The organism is Paenibacillus baekrokdamisoli, from assembly GCF_003945345.1.
Lineage (GTDB): Bacteria > Bacillota > Bacilli > Paenibacillales > Paenibacillaceae > Paenibacillus_Z > Paenibacillus_Z baekrokdamisoli.
On the sequence record NZ_AP019308.1, the window covers coordinates 6,536,113 to 6,557,294 of the forward strand.

General features: G+C 43.2%; 23 protein-coding genes. 18 read left to right on the forward strand and 5 right to left on the reverse strand.

Going from position 1 to position 21,182, the window contains the following annotated elements:
- Nucleotides 1–68: 68 nt before the first annotated feature.
- Nucleotides 69–1,082: a LacI family DNA-binding transcriptional regulator gene (locus EKN16_RS28770; protein ID WP_125664660.1), complete on the reverse strand. Its 1,014-nt coding sequence runs from the start codon at nucleotides 1,080–1,082 to the stop codon at nucleotides 69–71.
- 116 nt (nucleotides 1,083–1,198) lie between these two features.
- On the opposite strand from EKN16_RS28770, the gene EKN16_RS28775 reads away from it, so the two are divergent.
- The 3 genes from EKN16_RS28775 to EKN16_RS28785 are packed head-to-tail and all read left to right on the forward strand — an operon-like array spanning nucleotide 1,199 to nucleotide 4,675.
- On the forward strand, nucleotides 1,199–2,113 hold the full coding sequence (locus EKN16_RS28775) for an ABC transporter permease (protein WP_125664662.1): 915 nt from the start codon (nucleotides 1,199–1,201) through the stop codon (nucleotides 2,111–2,113).
- A gap of 13 nt (nucleotides 2,114–2,126) precedes the next feature.
- A complete protein-coding gene (locus EKN16_RS28780; protein WP_125664664.1) occupies nucleotides 2,127–3,008 on the forward strand; it encodes a carbohydrate ABC transporter permease in 882 nt (293 codons plus the stop codon).
- 59 nt (nucleotides 3,009–3,067) lie between these two features.
- On the forward strand, nucleotides 3,068–4,675 hold the full coding sequence (locus EKN16_RS28785; protein WP_125664666.1) for an extracellular solute-binding protein: 1,608 nt from the start codon (nucleotides 3,068–3,070) through the stop codon (nucleotides 4,673–4,675).
- Between the two features lie 174 nt (nucleotides 4,676–4,849).
- Here EKN16_RS28785 and EKN16_RS28790 read toward each other — a convergent pair whose 3' ends face one another.
- The gene (locus tag EKN16_RS28790) at nucleotides 4,850–5,137 is read right to left on the reverse strand and encodes a hypothetical protein (protein ID WP_125664668.1); all 288 of its coding nucleotides are present in this window, start codon (nucleotides 5,135–5,137) and stop codon (nucleotides 4,850–4,852) included.
- 652 nt (nucleotides 5,138–5,789) lie between these two features.
- Here EKN16_RS28790 and EKN16_RS28795 point away from each other — a divergent pair.
- From EKN16_RS28795 to corA, 8 genes are all read left to right on the forward strand, one after another.
- On the forward strand, nucleotides 5,790–6,392 hold the full coding sequence (locus EKN16_RS28795) for a hypothetical protein (RefSeq protein WP_125664669.1): 603 nt from the start codon (nucleotides 5,790–5,792) through the stop codon (nucleotides 6,390–6,392).
- Nucleotides 6,393–6,662: 270 nt separating this feature from the next.
- Complete coding sequence (locus EKN16_RS28800; protein WP_125664671.1) at nucleotides 6,663–7,280, forward strand: hypothetical protein; 618 nt, start codon at nucleotides 6,663–6,665, stop codon at nucleotides 7,278–7,280.
- Between the two features lie 247 nt (nucleotides 7,281–7,527).
- A complete protein-coding gene (locus EKN16_RS28805; RefSeq protein WP_125664673.1) occupies nucleotides 7,528–7,824 on the forward strand; it encodes a YfjL-like protein in 297 nt (98 codons plus the stop codon).
- 95 nt (nucleotides 7,825–7,919) lie between these two features.
- Entirely contained in the window at nucleotides 7,920–9,419 is a 1,500-nt protein-coding gene (locus EKN16_RS33850) for a transposase (protein WP_375782107.1), read from the forward strand.
- Between the two features lie 148 nt (nucleotides 9,420–9,567).
- A complete protein-coding gene (locus tag EKN16_RS28815; protein ID WP_125664675.1) occupies nucleotides 9,568–9,933 on the forward strand; it encodes a hypothetical protein in 366 nt (121 codons plus the stop codon).
- A 195-nt stretch (nucleotides 9,934–10,128) separates the two neighbouring features.
- Nucleotides 10,129–10,599, forward strand: a complete 471-nt coding sequence (locus EKN16_RS28820) for a YxiJ family protein (protein ID WP_125664677.1) — start codon at nucleotides 10,129–10,131, stop codon at nucleotides 10,597–10,599.
- Between the two features lie 211 nt (nucleotides 10,600–10,810).
- A complete protein-coding gene (locus EKN16_RS28825; RefSeq protein ID WP_125664679.1) occupies nucleotides 10,811–11,374 on the forward strand; it encodes an SMI1/KNR4 family protein in 564 nt (187 codons plus the stop codon).
- A 104-nt stretch (nucleotides 11,375–11,478) separates the two neighbouring features.
- Nucleotides 11,479–12,408: a magnesium/cobalt transporter CorA gene (gene corA, locus EKN16_RS28830; RefSeq protein WP_125664681.1), complete on the forward strand. Its 930-nt coding sequence runs from the start codon at nucleotides 11,479–11,481 to the stop codon at nucleotides 12,406–12,408.
- Here the strand turns inward: corA and EKN16_RS28835 are convergent.
- Both EKN16_RS28835 and EKN16_RS28840 read right to left on the reverse strand, forming a co-directional pair.
- Nucleotides 12,405–13,046 (reverse strand): fumarylacetoacetate hydrolase family protein, encoded by a 642-nt coding sequence (locus EKN16_RS28835; protein ID WP_179955649.1) that lies wholly within the window; start codon nucleotides 13,044–13,046, stop codon nucleotides 12,405–12,407. The two genes, corA and EKN16_RS28835, sit on opposite strands and share 4 nt — an antisense overlap.
- 80 nt (nucleotides 13,047–13,126) lie before the next feature.
- Nucleotides 13,127–13,813, reverse strand: a complete 687-nt coding sequence (locus EKN16_RS28840; protein WP_179955570.1) for a class I SAM-dependent methyltransferase — start codon at nucleotides 13,811–13,813, stop codon at nucleotides 13,127–13,129.
- Between the two features lie 461 nt (nucleotides 13,814–14,274).
- On the opposite strand from EKN16_RS28840, the gene EKN16_RS28845 reads away from it, so the two are divergent.
- A complete protein-coding gene (locus tag EKN16_RS28845; protein ID WP_232016067.1) occupies nucleotides 14,275–14,442 on the forward strand; it encodes a hypothetical protein in 168 nt (55 codons plus the stop codon).
- A 26-nt stretch (nucleotides 14,443–14,468) separates the two neighbouring features.
- Here the strand turns inward: EKN16_RS28845 and EKN16_RS28850 are convergent, their stop codons facing one another.
- The gene (locus EKN16_RS28850; protein ID WP_125664687.1) at nucleotides 14,469–15,017 is read right to left on the reverse strand and encodes a chromate transporter; all 549 of its coding nucleotides are present in this window, start codon (nucleotides 15,015–15,017) and stop codon (nucleotides 14,469–14,471) included.
- A gap of 496 nt (nucleotides 15,018–15,513) precedes the next feature.
- On the opposite strand from EKN16_RS28850, the gene EKN16_RS28855 reads away from it, so the two are divergent.
- From EKN16_RS28855 to EKN16_RS28880, 6 genes are all read left to right on the forward strand, one after another.
- The gene (locus tag EKN16_RS28855; RefSeq protein WP_125664688.1) at nucleotides 15,514–16,602 is read left to right on the forward strand and encodes an ABC transporter ATP-binding protein; all 1,089 of its coding nucleotides are present in this window, start codon (nucleotides 15,514–15,516) and stop codon (nucleotides 16,600–16,602) included.
- Complete coding sequence (locus tag EKN16_RS28860; RefSeq protein ID WP_125664690.1) at nucleotides 16,599–17,414, forward strand: ABC transporter permease; 816 nt, start codon at nucleotides 16,599–16,601, stop codon at nucleotides 17,412–17,414. Before EKN16_RS28855 ends, EKN16_RS28860 begins: the two co-directional genes overlap by 4 nt.
- 10 nt (nucleotides 17,415–17,424) lie before the next feature.
- The gene (locus EKN16_RS28865; RefSeq protein WP_125664692.1) at nucleotides 17,425–18,231 is read left to right on the forward strand and encodes an ABC transporter permease; all 807 of its coding nucleotides are present in this window, start codon (nucleotides 17,425–17,427) and stop codon (nucleotides 18,229–18,231) included.
- A complete protein-coding gene (locus EKN16_RS28870; RefSeq protein ID WP_125664694.1) occupies nucleotides 18,228–19,301 on the forward strand; it encodes an ABC transporter substrate-binding protein in 1,074 nt (357 codons plus the stop codon). Before EKN16_RS28865 ends, EKN16_RS28870 begins: the two co-directional genes overlap by 4 nt.
- A gap of 98 nt (nucleotides 19,302–19,399) precedes the next feature.
- Complete coding sequence (locus EKN16_RS28875; RefSeq protein ID WP_125664696.1) at nucleotides 19,400–19,795, forward strand: DUF4259 domain-containing protein; 396 nt, start codon at nucleotides 19,400–19,402, stop codon at nucleotides 19,793–19,795.
- 53 nt (nucleotides 19,796–19,848) lie between these two features.
- Nucleotides 19,849–20,868 (forward strand): LLM class flavin-dependent oxidoreductase, encoded by a 1,020-nt coding sequence (locus tag EKN16_RS28880; protein ID WP_125664698.1) that lies wholly within the window; start codon nucleotides 19,849–19,851, stop codon nucleotides 20,866–20,868.
- Nucleotides 20,869–21,182: the final 314 nt, after the last annotated feature.

The window sequence follows — 21,182 nt, forward strand, 5'->3', positions numbered from 1 at the left end:
TGTCTCACTCTGGTTTACCCTTTTGGGACAGCCCCTATGCACCTGGATTCGGCAGCGTCAAGCACCTGTCATTGTTCTCTTCGGAAACTGGAAGAGCCACGGACGATTAGCTCGGAGTCAACCTTGAAGACGCGCATATCATTAAATTCCTTCTCTACCATCTGATCGATCAGTTTCTCAGCGATGACCGCTCCCATGGTGTACTTCGGCTGGTTAACCGTGCTGAGCGTAGGGCTCAAATATTTACTAATCCGATTATTATCAACGCCAACGATGGCAAGCTGCTGTGGAATTTGGATGCCCCGCTCTCTGCAGGCCCTGTATACTCCGAGCGCCATCTCGTCATTGGCAGCATAGACTGCAGTGAACAACAAGCCCTTATCAAATAGGCGATTCATAGCCTCGTAGCCGCCAGTCTCATTGAAATCGCCGTTCTCGACAAGCTCTGGCCGGAAAGGGATCGTATACTCCTTCAATCCTTTGAGATAACCTTCCAGACGCTCATAACTGTCAACAGACTCCGCGTAGCCGCTTAGGAAGACGATATCGCGGTGACCCTGCTCAACGAGATGATAGACGACCTCTCTTGAGAATTTAACATTGTCTGTGAAGATGCAGGGAATCCCGTCATGCTCAATATTCCTGCCGATTAAGGCGACGTTATAGCCTCTGTCGGAGAAGGAGCCAAGCTCTTCATCTGTCAGCAGCGTCGTAGCGAGAATCATGCCGTCTATCGTTCGACTGATCAGTAGGTTGAGATACTCCAGTTCATGCTCTCTGTCATTCTTCGCGTCGCAAATAATCACTCTATATTTGCGCGAGTAGGCCATATTTTCGATGCCTTTAATTATATCCGTATAGTAGGAGGCGTTGATATCTGGGACAATGATTCCGATCATCATTGATTTCTGCGAACGCAAATTTTTGGCTACAGCATTGGGATAATAGCCCAACTCCAAAATTGCCCGTTTAACCTTTTCCCTTGTTCTTTGTTTAACCTGGGAATTGCCGTTTAGCACGCGGGAAACCGTTGCAGCTGATACACCCGCTTGGGTTGCCACGTCGATAATTTTAATATCCATTGCTCATCTGCCTCAGTAAAATAATTGTTTGACAACATCCGTATGTATCCAATATAATTCAAAATGAAATCGATTTCAATACAAAATAAAAATTAAATTGTTTGGAGGTGTTATGTATGCGCGGCATGTTCGGGGAGCTTATCCGCAACAGAGTTATGTTTGTTATGATTGCTCCTACTTTGCTTTTCTTTCTCATCTTCGCCTATCTTCCGATGGTTGGCATCTATTATGCCTTCACCAATTATAGTTTTGAAGGCGGGTTATTCGGCAGCGAATTCATCGGCTGGCAGAACTTTAGATTTTTGGTCGAATCGGGATCTTTATGGGCGCTGACAAAAAACACTATGTTTTACAACCTGGCATTTATCATGGTCGGCAATATGCTGCAGCTGACATGCGCCATTTTCCTGGCAGAAATTCCAGGCAGGCTCTTCAAGAAAACCGCACAATCCGCAATGTTTCTACCTTATTTCATTTCTTTTGTTCTGGTCGGCGCTTTTGTATTCAACCTGTTCAATTCAGAGAACGGTGTCATCAATACACTACTGCACCAGCTTGGACTTGCTGAGTATGACTTCTATATGCATACCGCACCTTGGAAATACATAATCGTCTTCTTCAATCTCTGGAAAGGGCTCGGTTATGGCACAGTTATCTATCTGGCCGCAATCATGAGTATCGGAGATGAGTATTACGAAGCGGCCAAGATTGATGGCGCGAATATATTCCAACGAATTCGCAGCATAACGATACCGATGCTTATTCCAACGTTTATCCTGCTTGTCCTGCTTAGTCTTGGTGGTATTTTGAAGGGACAGTTCGATTTGTTTTACCAAATCGTTGGAAACAACGGCCTGCTCTTCGAAGCGACCGACATTATTGATACTTACGTCTATCGCTCACTTGCGGTTAACTTTGATATTGGTATGGGAACCGCCGCTGGATTGTATCAATCCTTCTTCGGGCTTATGTTGGTGCTTGTCGTGAATTATATCATCCGGAAAACAAGAGAAGATTATGCTCTGTTCTAAATAGGAGGAACCAATGAAGACAGAACGATCAACGATTGTGTTTAATGTGGCGGGATACATCATGTTAACTCTAACCAGCCTGCTCTGCCTGCTGCCTTTTCTATTTATCCTAACAGGTTCCTTTACCTCGGAGCTGGAAATCCTTTCGGATGGCTTCAAGCTCATACCGGATAATTTTTCCCTAATGGCGTATAAAGCGGTGTTCAGCGAGCCTGGACAAATTCTGAAAGCCTATCAGGTGACGATCTTGATTACAGTATGCGGTACGCTTGCGGGTTTATTCTTAACTTCAATGGCTGGATACGTGCTCGCTCGTCCAGATTTTCTTTATCGCAATAAGCTTGCCTTTTTCATTTACTTTACGACTCTATTCAGCGGGGGACTAATTCCTTGGTATATCTTAATCGTAAGCTATCTGGAACTGAAGGATAGTTACTTAGCGCTAGTCTTGCCGGGTCTTGTCGGGGCTTGGAATATCATTCTCATGAAGAACTTTATGAAATCTATTCCAGATTCCATCGTCGAATCGGCGAAAATCGATGGTGCCGGCGACTTTCTCATTTACCGAAAGCTTGTACTGCCTTTGTCGACCCCCGGCTTGGCGACGATTGGCTTATTCATGGCGCTGGCTTACTGGAATGATTGGTTCAGCGCGAATCTGTTCATCACCTCAGGAGACAAATATCCGCTTCAGTTCCTGCTATACAAAATATTGTCCAGCGCAGCCGTACTGAAAACAAATATCGCGGGCAATTTATCGGCTGATATGAAGCCGCCTGCAGAGACGCTTAAGATGGCGGCCGCGGTTGTTGTGACAGGCCCGATTATTTTCCTATATCCTTTCGTACAGCGTTTCTTTGTTAAAGGGCTTACGATTGGAGCCGTTAAAGGTTAGAACCGGGACGCCGGCTAACATACATTCATCACCTTATCAATGGGAGGAGTCAGAAATTTATGGTACAGAAGAAGAGAAATAAGGCAGGGTCAATTTTAATCGCGGTCTCGCTCTTTACAGCCCTCTTGTCAGGCTGCAGCGGCAATAAAGATGGCAACAGCAAGCCAGTGAATGAGAACGCTCCATCAACAACGAATTCAACGAAATCGGATAGCAATTCACCGAGCGATCCGGCCAAGCCGGACACTTCAAAGAAGGTTACTCTGAATTGGTATTTGCTTGGAGATGCGCATAAGGATACCGATAAGGTTGTGACGGAATGGAATAAGCTGCTCGAGAAGGATCTGAATACGACAGTTAAACTGAATTTCACCTCATGGACTGATTGGCAGACCAAATATAATCTGCTGCTTACCTCTGGAGAGAAAATCGATATGATCTTCGCATCAAGTTGGTCAGATTTCTACAAGTTTGCTAAGAAGGGTGCTTTCTTGGATGTGAAAGATCTGCTTCCAACTTACGCACCAGAGACATGGAAAACGATTCCGGAGCAGGATTGGAAAGATGTAAGCGTGGGCAGCAGCATCTACGCTGTCCCAAGCACCTTCCCTGAGTACACGCCTGACGGCATTGTGTTCCGTGAAGACTGGAGAAAAGAGCTGAACCTTCCAGAGATCAAGGATCTCGACTCAATCGAGGCTTATCTGGATGGGGTAAAGAAAGCGAAGCCAAAGGTTGTTCCAATCAATGGAAAAGCGTGGAATGAGCAATTTTATTTGTTCCTCAATTACTATGACTTCAAGCAAATTGGCGGTGACAGCGGTGTCATTGCAGCGAAGTCATACGATTCGCCGCGTGACATTGTCGCGTATCCATTCACGCAGGAGTTTGAAGATTGGGTCAAGCGGATGAAGAATTGGGCACAGAAAGGCTTCTGGTCTTCTAATACCCTTTCCAATCAGAAGGAAGCTGGTGATGGGATCAAGACAGGCAACGGAGCGGTCTACTGGAGAAATCCGGCAGGTGCAGGCGGGTTTATTAATGACCTGAAGAAGTCCAATCCTGAAATCCAACTGGGTTATTTCCCATTCACGCGCTTCCATAACTATGCCATTCCTAACCTATCGATCAATAACGGCATGGCGATTCCGAAGAGCGCAGAAAATCCTGAGCGTTCCCTAATGGTGCTCGACAAGCTGCGTAACGATCCGGCTTATTTCTCATTGATGACATATGGTATTGCTGGACTTCACTATGATGACCTTGGCGACGGGAAGCATATTCTTGTTCCGGCCAAAGGTCAGGATCCTAAGGTTGTAACCAAATATGACATCGCAAGCTGGGGCTGGCGCTATGAGCCGAACATGCGTAATGAAGAAGGAGGATGGTCTGGCCTGGAATCGCTTAATGAAGAATTCAAGGCAGAGAGCAAACCGAACATCTTCGCACCGCTGCTTATGGATTATCAGGAGGTTAAGACGCAGGTCGCGGCCGTTAACCAGGTGTTAAAGCAGTACGGAGAGCCATTGATGATGGGGCTTGTGGACGATCCAGACAAGGCGCTTGCGACATATAGAGAGAAACTCAAAAAAGCCGGCGTAGATGAGCTTCTTGCTTACGTTAAGAAGCAAGCGGATGCTTACTATGATGAAAAAGGAATAAAATAAAGGTCTAATAAGGGAGAGACGCCCCGTTATCGAATTGGGCGCTCTCCCCTATTTTTAGATTGCAATGAATGAGTCCATATTCTGGGCTTATTTTTTTTGAGATTGTTGATGTGGTGGAATACACTACTATCATCCCGAGGGCTTGCTTCCTAGTCTACTTGCCGAGTGACAATATCAATTGGGAGCCATCAGATTTCTAACTAAACTTTCTAGTATAAGATCTCTACTAATTTTGGTTTTATCCTCCAAAACGTGAATGATATATTCTTCGTCTGGTTTAGAGGCTTTATAAATGAAGTGTTCTTTATCTAATAAGACAACATCATGACCACAGTCCCTTAGACATTGTTCATAATCATTTAAGGTTGGTTGTTGATCCTCTTCGAGGAACAGAATACCTCGTAACAGAGAACTTCTATCATGATGAATGACCTTAAAATGAACAGTGAACTCTTTTTTCATAAATAGGTTCATCTCCTTAGTTTCATAATAAATTCATTATAACCTGAATCCGTGAAATAGCTTTGATGAAAACGATAGATTTCGAGAGCCTCAGGGATTAAAATGGAGATAATAGCTGGTTTTATGCAGCAATACCATTACACCCGTGAGGTGAATATTCATGTCTACTACATTTATCCTCGAAACTTCCAGTGATTATTTAACTTCTCGTGCTGGACTTATCTTAGTTGGTCAACTGCTAGCCGAAACGCATTTGAATAAACGACTCAACCTAAGTTCGGGTTGGTGGCACCAACGTTCCAACGATTTCTCACGCTGATAACGTCCGTGCCTACCTAGGGCTTCTTTACCAAGGTAAAAGCGATTTTGATCATATCGAGCCTTTCCGTAAAGACGTCTTCTTCTCCAAGGCACTTGGTATTCGGAAGCTAACTTCCAGCCATTGCAGGGCTTTCGCCCCTTGATCAGCCTGAAGTTAATTCGGAGAAGTGGTTCAGGAAGACAACTCTGCGAGCTTAAGCCCTGTCGGACCCAGTTGCTTCACTCCTTTATGGCTCTCGGGTTCGCAGATACAAGAACGTTATAAGAAATCGGTGAAGTACGTAAAGAACCAATATGTAATTTCTTATTAGACGGGGGGAGAAAATCCAAAGTGAGTAGAAGTTTATTTAAGTTTGGTAGTATTATATTTGTTTTGACATTCATCATAATAGCTATTGATTATTCAGGAAAAGTTGCGAAAGAAAAACGATACAAGCAATATGAGAGCGAATCAGTAAGAGTCGAAACTATTCTCGCTTGGCAGTCTTGGAATAAAAGCTTGTTGAGTAAAACTGAATCTATTAATATCTTGTTTCGAAAAGACTGGATTCCAGTAGATATGAATCATGATGTTAACATAAACCAAGTAATTAAAAAGGTTGGAAATACAAATGTAATAATAGAAAAAGCATATCGACAATTAATACAGGGTGATGATGAAGTTGTAATGATGGTAAACCTAGAGCAAGCAACTAAAAAATTACAAGGATCGTTTCTGATAGACAGTATATTTGATAACGGATGGAGTGACCTTCCTGTAAATTTAACGTTCTATCATCTCAATAAACTGATTGAAGTTGAATCTTATTCATATGGAACTGGGGACAGAATTACAGTATCTTTGCCAATTGAAATACTTGAACGCTATGATTATGAGATTGAAGTAGTTTTACAGGGATTAGCACTCTACGAATACAATTATATTGGTACATAGATAGAGATGGATATATTTAAGCAAATCAAGAGATCGCCGTAGTTAGTTCGAGAAGTTAATGACTTCAGCTAACACCATATTCACGATGCGTCTCTCCAACGCTCCTTGGTCAGGACCGAAGCAGAAATGCCGAGGGTAGATTCAGCCGGACAACCACTGCGAGCCAAAGTCTAACGATCCGTTCCCTGTCGGTCACTTAAGGCTCTCGGGTTCATGAATACAAGATCGTTATATGAAATATGACTAAAGCTAATCTAAAGGAGATTTTATATGAGTGAATTTACTTCGGGTAACATTACCTTAAATGATTATAGGAGCGTGGTGGAACAAAGCAACCCCACTTTTATTAAAGAGCTTAATGAAAAGTGGCTTGTTTTCTTCACGAATGAAACCTATGTAAACAATGATTATCCTACAGATATTATTGATCTAACTAATCAGATACCTATTTTGTATTTTTATAATTTTGAAGATCATGGTTGGGGCTATTCAGTCATATTCAAGTCTCACGTTCAAGCAAGCTTTTATTTTTCTTATGAACTAGAACATAATGCTTTATGTGATCTGACTCAAGAAAGATATCCAGATGAAGATCCTATAGAATTTTTATATATGAATTCAGAATCGGACAACTTAAAAGCTGAACTTTTATCAAGCGAAGAATACAAAGAATTATTAAAAAAACAATTTGATAACTGTAATTTTGAATGCCTAAATTTATTTAATATTAACGAAGAACAAATCAGAAAATTAGAATCAAAGATTAATTATGAATCTCTAATGGAGAATCAAAATCCCCATGAACTTGTTGAACTATATAAAGATATTTTAAATCTGAATGAAATGAGCTGGATTCGTTCAGATAGAATTGATAATTTAGAAGACTAATAACTGTTTAGTTCAAGGAGAGGCATACTTCACATAACACCGTATTCATGCTTCGGGCCATGCGGCCCTCGGCCCGGCAGGAGAGATGTGGATTCGGAGATGCAATTGGTAGTAGCAGGGAAGCATATTCAGCCGGACACATCCCACTACCCAACCGCATCGCGGCCAGTCGCTACTCTCCTTTAGGATGGTGGGGCGTCGTGAATACAAGAACGTTAGATGAAATAATTTGCTAGGAGTATAAACCATGAGAATAATTAAAAGATTACTTACTTTAGCGATAGTTCTCTTACCACTAATCTTTGGTAGTTATATTTATTCAATATTTTATGGCAATCCAATAGATAAGTACTTAATTAAGAAAGAAGTAAAGTCTTATTTACAAGATAGGTATCAAGACCAATCCGCAATTAGTGAGGTCTATTATAGCTTTAAGCTGTCTACTTTTGGGGATATGGATTACACTACTTATGCTTATTTCATGACTTATGCAGTTCATTCCAATCGTTGGAAAACGATCAATAGTCATAGAAATGTAAACTAAAACCCGGAAAATCCCTTGACTTTTTGGAATCACCCCGATAATCACGAAGAATACCTTTTCTACTGGGTATACCTTCGAGATAATAGGTGATTTTCGTGAAACAAACCCTTGAAAATCCACGATTTCGTAAGCTTTCACAAGGCGAATGCGCGGGAGCGCCGGTCTTGCGATCACTTTGGGAAAAGTTCGACTTTTCTTTGCTCTTGATGCAAGCTGGGATATTCAAACGAAGCGGAGCTCCTTCATGGATGCTTTGCTTTATGTACATCATCGGATTGATCTCTGGATGCTCATCGGTTGTACAAATGAGCGAACTGGCTGGGAAAGATGCTCTACTTGAACTCATGTTTAAACCCTACAAACTCGCACAATACACGCTCAGCCGGTTCTTCACAGTTCCCCATGCATGGCTGACGTTTGGGAAAAAACGGGTTGCCAGGCTTCAGGAAGAACGGGAAACCGCGCTTCAAGAAGGCGATATTATTAATCTCGACGATACACATAGCGCCCATCCCTATGCAAAGAAACTGCCATTCCTGTGCTGGCTCAGGGACTCTTCATCCAAATCCTATAGCTGGTGCATGAACCTCGTTGTCCTTCAGGCCGTGCTCCGAAACGGACTCGAATATCCGTTGTTCTACCGCGTTTGGCGCAAAATGTCTGACGAGGAAACCGGCTTGACCAAGTTTGATTTAGCCAGACAAATGCTGCTCATGCTTCGCGAGTCGGTCACTTGCCGCCTCTGGGTAGCGATGGACCGATGGTATTTATGCAAAGACTTTTTCGTTTTCTTGCAAGAGCATTCCTTTGACTGGGTAACTAAAGCTAAGCGCAATACTGCACTGCATCGAAAGATTACAGTCCCCGGACGTCGTGATCGGTATGTACCTGTTACGGCGCGACAGCTTATTCAGGATACATACAAGCGCTTATCTACATCCAGCAAGAAGGGAATCTTCGCCATTTCAGTATCTGATATTTATATGAAAATACCTTATCTTGCTGAAGGGCGGAAAGGGCAACTTGTAACGAAACAACGCTTCGTTCCCCTTGCTGCCGTTGTCGCTATGCGGCTTAAAGAAGACGAGGAAAGCGTTGATGTGAAGGAAGATTCACCAGATGAACCGGCAACCTACAAAGGAGCCTACTTGATCATTAGCAACCGACATGATGCGCCAGATAAGGCGCTTGAAGTGTACGGAAAGCGTTGGCGTATAGAGGTGTTTTTCCGCGCGGCCAAACAAGAACTTGGCTTTGAAAAGTGCCACTCTACATCCGAAGCACATCAGCACGCGCACATGGAGTTACTTTTTGCTGCGGAGACGCTACTTGCCTATGCGTTATGGCAAGTAAACAAAGAAAAAACGAGTGATGAGAGCCACACCCACGGCGAAATGGTTCGCGGTCTCTTCCACACTCGTTGCCAGGTTCGCACAAGAAACCACAAGGGTTTAAAGCGAATCTACATCGATTTTGACATAGAGGCACGCCGTTTTGCAAGCCTTATTTCCGCATATTGGCCCAAAAATCTCTCCATGACCATGTGGCCGGTGCATTCAAGCATAGATTCTCACAATTACCGATTAATCTCATGAACTGCATAAGTCATGTTATTTAATTGATTCCCCCAATATTGCCTTCAATGTAAAGAAATCAAAAGTTGATAATAAATATCATGATAATCTAATTAATTCAATTTGGAGTAATGAACTTAAAGAATTGGTAGGCTTAAAAGCACAAAACGTGTTTAATACATTAAATACAATTCGTATTCAAATTAACAAAAACACCTTAAATGATGAATATATACCTCATTCTGAAATCCCTAGTGTATTAAAGCACTTAGATTTATTAAATGGTGAAATAGATATCAACCTAACTATTAACAAGATTTTCAATAATAATGACTATGAAGGAATACTGCAACTCATAAATATATTTAGAAATGAGTTTGAAATTATACCGAATCGACTGACTTTTTGGTTTAAAGAAAAGGCGGATCAACAAAAAACTGGTGAATACATCAAAGACTTTACCTACTTTGACATTTATAAAAAAGATTTTAACCGGATTTCTACTATAATAGACATCGAAGAGTATAAGAGATAATAGACTGATGTAGTTAATGCTTGGAGGCAAACTAAATTACTTCGTCTAACACTGTATTCACGCTGCGTCGCTAACGCTCCTTGATCCGGACCGAAGTGGAGAAGCCTGGAAGTAGATCAGCCAGACAACCCTGCACTGGCTAAGTCCGTCGGACCCGATCGCTATCCCCTCGCTCACTTAAGCCAGTGAGGGTTCGTGAATACAAGAACGTTATCTGAAATAACACAATTACAATTCATAAATTTTATTCCTGAAGGTGAGACCTTGAAGAAGCTGATTGAAGAGATAGTACAAATATATAAACATGAAACAATAGGTCAGTTTCCTTATAAAGACTTTAGACAATTGGAACATGATTTTACAGAAGAATTTAGAAAAAATGCTCCGCATGAACTTATTACTGCAGACTTTAATACATACATGATGTTTATTTATGGATTATCATCCGGTGGGATAGTAATGAAGCTTGAAGATCCATTAGAACGATATAAAACAAAAGAATGGCTATATAAATCGTTTTTTGAATGGTTTCCGAAGTATAGCTTTCTTGAAGCTTACGATTTTTCAAAGTATAAACATCTACAAATGGAATGGAAAGTAATAGAGAAACTAAGGCAAAAGCTTATCGAATTGATTAAATTGAAAGAGATTGATATGAATATTTGAAGATATATCAAAAAGAGATAACACCGTATTCACGCTGCGTCGCGGACGCTCCTTGGTCCGGAAAGAAGTAGAAAGCCTGGAAGTGGAATCAGCCGGACAACCACTGCGAGCTTAAGTCTGGCGACCCGTTCCCTTGCGATCACTTAAGGCTCTCGGGTTCGTGAATACAACACACGTTATGTAAAATCGCACAAGAGGAAGGAAATTAATCATGAGCACATTTCCAATCGTTCATCTTACTCTACAAAAGCTGAAGGAAAGACAAAGTGAAAAGAATTATTTAAGAGTTCAAGTTGATCATGGTGAAGAATTAAATACGGTTTGTACATTTAATGAACCGGCTCGTGATTCAGATTTTAAGCGCTTAATCAAGGAAACCAATTTGATAATACCTCCAGACTATATGGACTTCTTAAAGATACACAATGGTGGTGTTCTCTATTCCTTAGGCGAATATGGTGGGGGAATAGAATTATTTTCTGTTGAAGAGATTATAGAGAACTATGAGTTCTATAAAGATGATCTATTAGAATCGTTTTATCCCATTGGTATCGATAACGGGGAAGAATTACTTTTAATCAAATCAAATAACTGTGATCCTTTACGAAGAGACAAAAACTATTTATTTTGGTCAGACGTCTTGGATTTAGAGGATCCGATAGACCTAAACTGCAATTTTGAAATTTGGTTAGATCGTTTGGTGATGGCTCAAGGAAATAAGTATTGGTACTGGAATATCTATACCGCTGAAACCTATTATAAGACACATAAATGAAACAGAAAGTTGTTCATTGAAGGTGCGACTTTACATAACAACATAATAGTCGAACTGATCATATTCTCTCGTATGAAATACGACCATGAACGAGGAGGGTAATTATGCTGGTTTATAACAAAGATACGATGGAAACCCATACGGAGAAGGTAAGAAAGCCTGAGGAGAATGAGGTGGTATGGATTCGTCTACGCAACCCTGAGCCTGCTGAAACTACTTTTGTGCTGCACGACTTACTGGAAAGCCACCATCTGTTGGTTGAAGATGCCATCAAATTAAATCAACGTCCCAAAATGGACCGCTACAAAAATAATATTTTTATCTCTTTCTTTACAATCGATGAACAATGCAAACCACTTGAAATTGCGATCGTTGTCGGCAGCAATTATGTGGTGACTATTTTTAAAGATGATATTCCTGTTCTGGACAGCTTGTATGATGAACTGCAGCGAGCAGAAGGGAAGATGAAATATCCAGCCCAAATCCTCTATTACATCATGGACCGTTGTGTAGATGACTACGTCCAAATTATCGACCATATTGAAGATACAGTCGAACAGTGGGAAGAAGCGATACACAACGATCCTTATGCCAACATTTCCAGTGAAGTATTTAAATTAAAAAGACTTACGCATGGGCTTCGCCGGACATTTATAGAAGAACGATCCATATTAGGATCAATCAGTCATCAGAACTTCCCTTATTCTTCACCTGAAGCCGATGTTTACTTTGTAGATATCTTTGATCATATCTCACGGGTAGTAGATTCCATCGATAGCTTTCGGGATTCCTTGACTGGATTGCTTGAGATGCAGATTTCCATGAAGGCTGACCGAATGAACGAAACGATGAAGACGCTAACGATATTTAGTACGATCTTTCTACCGCTTTCTTTTGTTGTCGGCCTCTACGGTATGAACTTTAAGATCATACCGGAATTAAGGTGGGATTTTGGCTATGTTTATGTATGGGGTGTTATCCTTTCGCTCGTCATCGGTATGATCCTATTTTTCAAAAAGAAAAAATGGATCTAAACCAATTCGATATGGAGCGGGCCAAAGGTTTGTCTCGTGCCTTCAACAGGTGTATCCCAAATAAGCTCGATAACATCGCCGTGTTTGACCGCACCGACACCTGCTGGTGTTCCGGTATAGATAATATCGCCTGCTCCAAGACCAAATTGCGTACCGATATAGTCAACTAACTGCTCCAGGGAGAAGATCATGTCCTTCGGAGAGCCATTTTGCACGACCTGTCCATTGCGGCGGAGACTGAATTGAAGCTGTTCGAACTGCTCCTTACCTTGGAAGGCAGCGAAGTCCGACAGCACGGCTGCTCCTTTGAAACCTTTGGCGAGCAGCCAAGGATGACGCTTTTCTTTTAACACATTTTGCACGTCTCTAGCCGTCCAATCAATACCAAGCGCGATCCCATCAACAAGCTCTGTTAGTGGCTTACCTTGCTCATATGTGGCTGCGATCCGAACCACCAACTCCAGCTCGTGATGAATTTCTCCGATATCGCCTGGCATCCGCAGCGTTCCTTCAGAAGCATGCAGGGCATGAGTGGGTTTGGAGAAAATCATCGGCTGCTCCGGAACATCATTTCCCATTTCCTTAGCATGTTGGGCATAATTTCTTCCGACACAATAAATGTTGCGTATTTGATCCATATTCGTCATTTCATCATCACCTTTCCCTATTAATATAAACCTTTTTGCACGGTTAATAAATAAAGGGGGGTACATCAAAGTTATATCGATTTTCGTCCATACAAAACAACGAAATTGAAATACTTATATACAACATCTACATCCGAGAAACCGATTTGCTGTAACCAATCCAGTTGTGTATGCAAGGGTGCCATTCGATCGAGTTGTGTGCGTTCATAAGCGGAATCAAGCTCATCTCTGGATAAACCGCTGACTTCCACTTTGTTCCTCCAGTCCTCCTTATAGAGCGATTCAATGAATGGTGTATGACCAAGAACTTGATCAGCATTAATGAATACACCAGTATCCTTCAAATTCGAATACGTATTATTGTATAATTTCAACTTATCGGCATCAGAAAGATGATGAATCGAAAGGGCTGAGATGATAATATCGAATTTCTCAGATGACGTATAATTCGTATAATCATCCACCACATAGGTAATCGTATTAAACCCTTGAAGTCGTAATCTCGTAACCTCCATCATTTTCTCGGAAATATCAATAAGCGTAACCTTCGCACCCGGATATCTCTGTAAGAGAAGGGACGAGAATAAGCCTGTTCCAGCACCTAAGTCTAGGATGGTTGGGGATATCGTGTTTGACTCTGCCATAGAAACACCTGCCTGATAAAAATCATCAAAGCAGGGTATCAGCTTTCTTCGTTGACCATCATACTCCTGCGCAACCTTATCGAAATTTCTGCGAACCTCATCTCGGATTTCCATCCATTCCACCTCCAAAGGGTTGAAGTCTCTGTCTACATACTATTGCACATCTACTTATTCGTAAAATATATAGAAACTATTAACAAAATAGTTTATACCTATATATAAAAGTGACGTCCAAACGATGATAAGTAGTGGAGGTCATTCCTTATGTTCCTCATCTTGTTTAGGCTTTGGAAGGGTCAAAGGGTCAAAGGGTCTAAGAGTCTAAATGGTCTAAGAGTCTAAATGGTCTAAGGGTCTAAATGGTCTAAGGGTCTAAATGGTTTAAGGGTTTAAAGGGTTTAAAGGGTTTAAAGGGTTTAAAGGGTTTAAATGGTTTTTAGTATTGTAGTGTGACAAAGTGCAGCAGCAATCGAGCCGGAAAGTTTACGTGCCGCCTTTAAACTTGTTCAGCAACCGCAATCGTGTAATCAAGCTGAACGAGTTTAACAGTGGCTGGAGGCCGATTGCTGCGGAGTGTGTCACATGCTTTTGTCTTTGCCTTTGCCTTTGCCTTTGCCTTTGCCTTTGCCTTTGCCTTTGCCCTTGCCTTTGCCCTTGCCTTTGCCATTGTATTTGCCCTTGCCCTTGCCCTTGCCCTTGCCTTTGCCTTTGCCTTTGCCTTTGCCTTTGCCTTTATCCCTTGACCGTGAGTGTAGACGTTGACTTCACCTTACCCTCGAAGGAAAAGCGCCCCAATAACCAAAGAACCAACAATCCCATAAACCGCATTCACATTCAGATAATTAACAAGAATGAAATAGCCGGCTGCCAGCAGAAACGGAATAAAGTTAATCACACCAGGCGATGTTTTCAAAGCAAACTTGGCAAAATCATAAGCGAGCATCGCCATCATCACGAAGATGACAGGCTGTATACCCCGAATCATCCCTTTAATAATCGTATTATTCTGCAGTTTAGACATCAAGCCTACGAGTAGGATCATCAATAATGCCGTCGGCAGCACGACAGCAGCTAGCGCAATCGTGGCACCGGGCCATCCAGCAACTTTAAACCCGATATAAGCGGCCAGTTTCGTTGCAATGGGTCCGGGCAGGGAGTTGCCAAACGCAAGTGCATGACCAAAGTCTTCCGTTGTCATCCATTTCATACGGCTGACCACTTCGTTCTCATAGAGAGGGATAATAGAAGGGCCTCCGCCATATCCGAGCATAGTTGCTCTACCGAAAGAAACGAACAGCTTTAGAAGCTCACTCCACATTATTCATCACATTCCTTTTCCTGATTTCTTTTATTGTGCACGCGATGATCCAATCCACTGACGGTTGGCGTCAACGACGGGTAAATCAAAAGGAGTTATGGAGTGGCCATTCGCGTCATCTTGTTTACATATGGTAATCATATTATTCAAATTAACTTCGTTACGAAAGTTATATTAAGAATAATACATCGAAAAGAACAAAAATTCAATAATTATGTAGGAAACCGCCATCTCTGGACAGCTATGACTTCAGACTGGAAAGGGATTAGAAGCTATCCGAAGCCCTACTCGCGATTCTGCGGAAGGGGAGTGAACCAACATTTTTATCCATAAAATTGTTGTTAACTCCATGTTAAATATGTAATCCGATTATGTAAGCTATTTAGCTTCTGAAGATTTCGTCGTATGATAGAAGTAGGGTGTTATTAGTAATGATCCTGGATTGGGTATGCTATCCAGAGGGGACTACATAATCAAAAGGGGAAAAGGCCTTATTATGACTGAACAACCGATTATCCGTTTTGAGCAGGTAACTAAACAATTTAATGGCGATTCAGCCATCTTGAAGGATGTCAGCTTTGAGATCGAGCGCGGGAAGTTCTATACGCTGCTTGGCCCTTCAGGCTGTGGCAAAACGACGATTCTTCGATTAATCGCCGGATTCACAGAGCCCACAAGCGGTAAGATCCATTTCAATGGTAAAGTAATCAATCATATTCCAGCTAATAAGCGGCAGGTTAATACCGTATTTCAGGACTACGCCTTGTTCCCGCATTTGAATGTATTCGAGAATGTGGCTTTTGGCTTGCGCATCAAGAAGCTGAAGAAAGCCGATATTACAGCCAAAGTAATGGAGGCCCTTCGTTTCGTCAATCTAGTGGGCTACGAAGGCCGGGAAATTACGGAGATGTCCGGCGGTCAGCGCCAACGTGTTGCGATCGCGCGGGCAATCGTGAATGAGCCGGAAATTATTTTACTGGACGAGCCGTTATCTGCCCTCGATTTGAAGCTGAGAACCGAAATGCAATATGAGCTGCGTGAGCTTCAGAGACGACTAGGTATTACGTTTATATTCGTCACCCATGATCAGGAAGAAGCGCTAGCGATGTCTGATGAGATCTTCGTGCTTAGCCAAGGGATCATCCAGCAGAGCGGGACACCTACTGATATTTACGATGAGCCGATTAACCGGTTTGTGGCCGACTTCATTGGAGAATCCAACATCGTTCCTGGTAAAATGACGCAGGACTTTCTCGTGGAATTTGCCGGCCGTACGTTCGAATGTGTCGATAGAGGACTCAATCCAAATGAGCTGATCGAGATTGTTATTCGTCCTGAGGATCTAGAGATTACCACGCATGAGCTGGGCCAGCTTCAGGTTCGTGTCGATTCGCAGCTATTCAGGGGCGTACATTACGAGATTATTAGCAGTGACGAGACCGGCAATAAATGGCTTGTCCACTCAACGAAGAAGGTCGTTGTTGGTGAATCGATTGGTCTGACCTTCGAGCCGGAAGCGATTCACGTGATGCGCTTTGGAGAGTCGGAGGAAGACTTCGACAGACGATTGGAAGCTTACGCATGAGGGCGGCTATACAGAGGAATACGGGTACTCGTAATCTTTATCTGATTCCTTATCTCTTATGGATTATTCTATTTGTCATTGCACCGATTGTATTGATCGTTTATTATTCCTTCTTCGATGTCGAGGGGAATTTCACGTTCGGCAATTATAAGGACTTCTTTACACCTGTCTATATGAAAATGACGTTCAGCTCGTTTTGGTATGCGTTCCTGATTACGGCTTTTTCCTTACTTGTCGCGTATCCGACCGCTTATTTGCTAACCAAGACCAAGCATAAGCAGCTGTGGATGCTGCTCATTATCTTGCCTAGTTGGATCAATTTGCTGCTCAAAACCTATGCGTTCATTGGTCTATTCGGCACTTACGGTGCTGCGAATAAAATGCTGGAGCTGTTCGGAATTGGTACGCAGCAAATTTTGTTCACTGATTTTAGCTTTATCTTCGTATCCGTATATATTTTCATTCCGTTCATGGTGCTGCCGATTTTCAATGCGCTTGAGGAGCTTAATCCGTCACTCGTCTACGCCGCGCGTGATCTAGGTGCATCGCCGTGGACGACGTTTCGCCGTGTTATCTTTCCGCTTACGATTAGCGGTGTGAAGTCAGGCTGCCAAGCCGTGTTCATACCGGCGCTTTCGCTGTTTATGATTACGCGCCTCATTGCCGGCAACCGTGTTATTACGCTTGGTACGGCGATTGAGCAGCATTTTCTCGTCACGCAGGATTGGGGGATGGGGGCAACGATTGCCGTCTTCCTCATTATCGCGATGGCGATCATTATGATTCTAACGGGTAACCGTAACCGAAAGTGAGGGCTGCAGGATGAACAAAGGGAAGCTATCGAACATTTATCTAATCATTGTCTTTATCATCTTGTATGCACCAATCTTTTACCTGATGTACTTCTCCTTCAACAGCGGCGGCACGATGCACAAGTTCGAGGGCTTTACATTGGTTTGGTACAAAGAGGTGTTCGCGGATACGCGGTTATTAATCATTGTCTTAAATACCTTCGTCATTGCGCTGCTATCTTCAGCGATCTCGACAATTCTGGGCGTTTTTGGGGCGCTTGCCATCCATCAGGTGAAGAAGTATCAAACGCAGAGTGCGCTGCTCTCACTCAATAACGTGCTGATCGTAAGTCCGGATGTTATTATTGGTGCGTCCTTCTTAATCCTGTTTACCATTATTGGCATTAAACTTGGCTTCACCTCTGTACTGCTGTCACATATCGCCTTCAGCGTGCCGATCGTGGTCATTATGGTGCTGCCCAAGCTGGAGGAAATGAGTCCAACACTAATCGATGCTGCGCGCGATCTTGGAGCTACGAGCATGGATGTTCTCTCCAAGGTTATCCTGCCATTCATCAAGCCAGGGATATTCGCGGGGTTCTTCATGGCGTTAACGTACTCACTGGATGATTTTGCCGTTACATTCTTCGTCACAGGCAATGGCTTCTCTACGTTATCCGTTGAGATTTACTCACGGGCAAGACAGGGCGTTGCACTGTCGATCAATGCGTTATCAACCCTTATCTTTTTACTTACGCTCATTTTGGTTGTTGGGTATTATTTCATCAATCGACGTAATAATCGCTCCCGCACAGATTGGGGGATGCCGAGCAAATGAGACAGCTGATTCAGATGTTTACGGTTGTGGTCGTTATTGCTTTGGCGTTGATGTATGGGGCATCTAGGCTTAACTCCTCTCAGGGCTTTACTGGCGGCAGCACCCTGACCATCTATAACTGGGGAGATTATATTGATCCCGAGCTTATTGCAGAATTTGAAAAGGAAAGCGGCTTGAAGGTCATCTATCAAACCTTTGATTCCAACGAAGCGATGATGACGAAGATCGAACAAGGCGGAACAACCTTCGATATCAGCATTCCTTCCGAATATGCGATTAGCAAAATGAGAGAAGAGAACCTGCTCCTGCCAATCGATCAAAGTAAGCTGCCTAATTTGAAATATATTAATCCGCGCTTCCTGCACTTGTCGTTTGATCCGGATAATGCTTATTCCATCCCATATTTCTGGGGGACGGTAGGTATTATCTATAATTCGGACATGTTGGGCGGGAAGAAGTTCACGAGCTGGAATGATCTATGGGACCCCAGCCTGCATAATCAAATTCTGCTTGTAGACGGTGCGCGTGAAGTGATTGGAATGGGCTTGAATAGCCTTCATTATTCACTCAATGATACGAATGAAGCGCATCTGCAGGAAGCGAAGAACAAGCTCAACAAGCTAACTGGCAATGTAAAAGCAATCGTCGGCGATGAAATCAAGATGCTGCTTGCCAATGAGGAAGCGGCTGTCGGCGTAGTCTGGTCCGGCGATGCTTCAGAGATAATGGGCGAGAATGATAAGCTCGATTATGTCGTGCCGAAGGAAGGCTCTAACCTTTGGTTTGATAATATGGTTATTCCGAAGACGGCACGCAACATTGAAGGGGCGCATGCTTTCATCAACTTCATGCTCGACCCCAAGCATGCTGCACAGAATGCCGAATACGTCGGCTATTCAACACCGAACGAGAAGGCGCTTGAATATTTACCTGCGGAAATCGCACAGGATAAGCGTTTCTATCCAGACCCGGAGCTGACAGAGAAGCTCGAGGTGTATAAGAATCTAGGCAAGCGAATGCTTTCTCACTATAATGAGCTGTTTCTGGAGTTTAAAATGCACCGGAAGTAGCCATAGCCTCGATTTTCCATTTTGTCCCGAACATGATTTAATAGAAGAAGACTTGATAGTCATAAGAAAATACTATTCATAAAGTGAGGCAACCATATATGGGAGCATGGGGAACAAAGACTTTTGATAGCGATGATACGTTGGATTGGATGGGCGAGTTTCTTGAAGCGCCAACCCTTGGTTTTCTCAATGAAACGTTAAGCAGTGCGGTAGAGGATGATTATATAGTGGAGCCATACGGCTCATCCGCCCTTGCTGCGGCAGAGTTTATTGCAGCATTACTAGGGAAGACGAATGGTCCATTGCCGGAGGAATTGACAGAGGCGGTGACTCGGTTTAAACCGAAAAAGGTGAATGAGAATGTAGTTGCATTAGCGAGCAAAGCGGTGAATAAAATTCTCGAAAACTCCGAGTTGAAGGAATTATGGGAAGAGAGCGATGATTACACCGAATGGTCGAGCAATCTTCAGGAGCTCGTAACAAAGCTGGTATAAACGAGTAAGCAACAGCTTCAGGGCAAGTATTCTTATCATCGGAGGTACAGGCAATGCTGAGTTTAAGTGTTCTTGATCAATCACCCATTCCAGAAGGGAGCACGGCTCAGCAGACGCTAATCGAGACCGTGAAGCTGGCTCAATTGTCAGAACGACTCGGCTACAAAAGGTTCTGGGTATCCGAGCACCATAATACAGCTAGCCTTGCTCATTCGAGTCCAGAAGTATTCATTTCACATATTGCCGCTCATACCTCGACCATCCGTGTCGGTACGGGAGGGGTTATGCTGCCCCATTATAGCGCCTACAAGGTTGCGGAGAATTTCCGTCTGCTCGAAGCCCTTTATCCTGGACGTATTGATGTCGGTCTTGGGCGTGCACCAGGCGGTATGCCGATTGTGACGCGGGCCCTGCAGGAAGGGAAAACGGACTACGGCTATGTTGATCAGTACCCGCAGCAAATTGCTGATTTGCTCCATTATTTTAATGATTCGAATACGCCTACACACCGCTTCCCTGGCTTACTGGCATCGCCATCCGTGGCAACCAAACCGGAGGTGTGGCTGCTGGGTTCAAGTGGTGATAGTGCGGCTTTGGCAGCAGAACTCGGCGTATCCTTTGCCTTTGCCCAGTTTATCAATGGGAGTGGAGGGGCTCCGGTCGTTAAGACCTATAAGGATGATTTTGTCCCATCTGGCTATGGAATAGAGCCGCAGTCGATGGTTGCTATTTTCGTCATATGTGCAGATACGGATGAGGAAGCGGAGCATCTCGCAGCTAGCTTTCATTATCAATTTCTGCTGCTTGAGCAAGGACGTTTCAGTGATGGAATTGCAACGCCCGAGAAGGCCCTGGCTTATCCCTATTCACCTATGGACAAGCTGCGCATACAGGAGAATCGTAAACGAATCGTGATTGGCTCCCAGAAGTCCGTGAAGGAGCAGCTGCTTCGTCTTAGTGAACAGTATGAGACGAATGAGATCATGATTGCCACAATGGTTCATGATTTTGAGGCCAAGCGCAAATCATTCAAACTGGTCGCTGAGGCCTTCGGCATTCAGCCTGAAGAATAACAAAAGCCCTGGACAACGCCGATGATGGCGTTGTTCAGGGCTTTTGCATGCGAATGGTTAGCGGCTGGACAGCTCCGAATAAACCCGCTTTCCTTGTACTTCTGTCGATCGTCTGACAGAGGGTTCAAAATAATTCTGTTTCCATAAAATTAGTAGATAGAAGAAGCAATAGCGTTCGCTTTTGTCTTCTTATTTCTACCCCTAAGGGATAGAATCAAGAAATAGGGAGACAGCAGCGACCCTTAAGAATGATCCGGCAGCATAGCGGAATAACAATTGCAGCATCCCCTCTAAGCATGATACGATATCCCCAA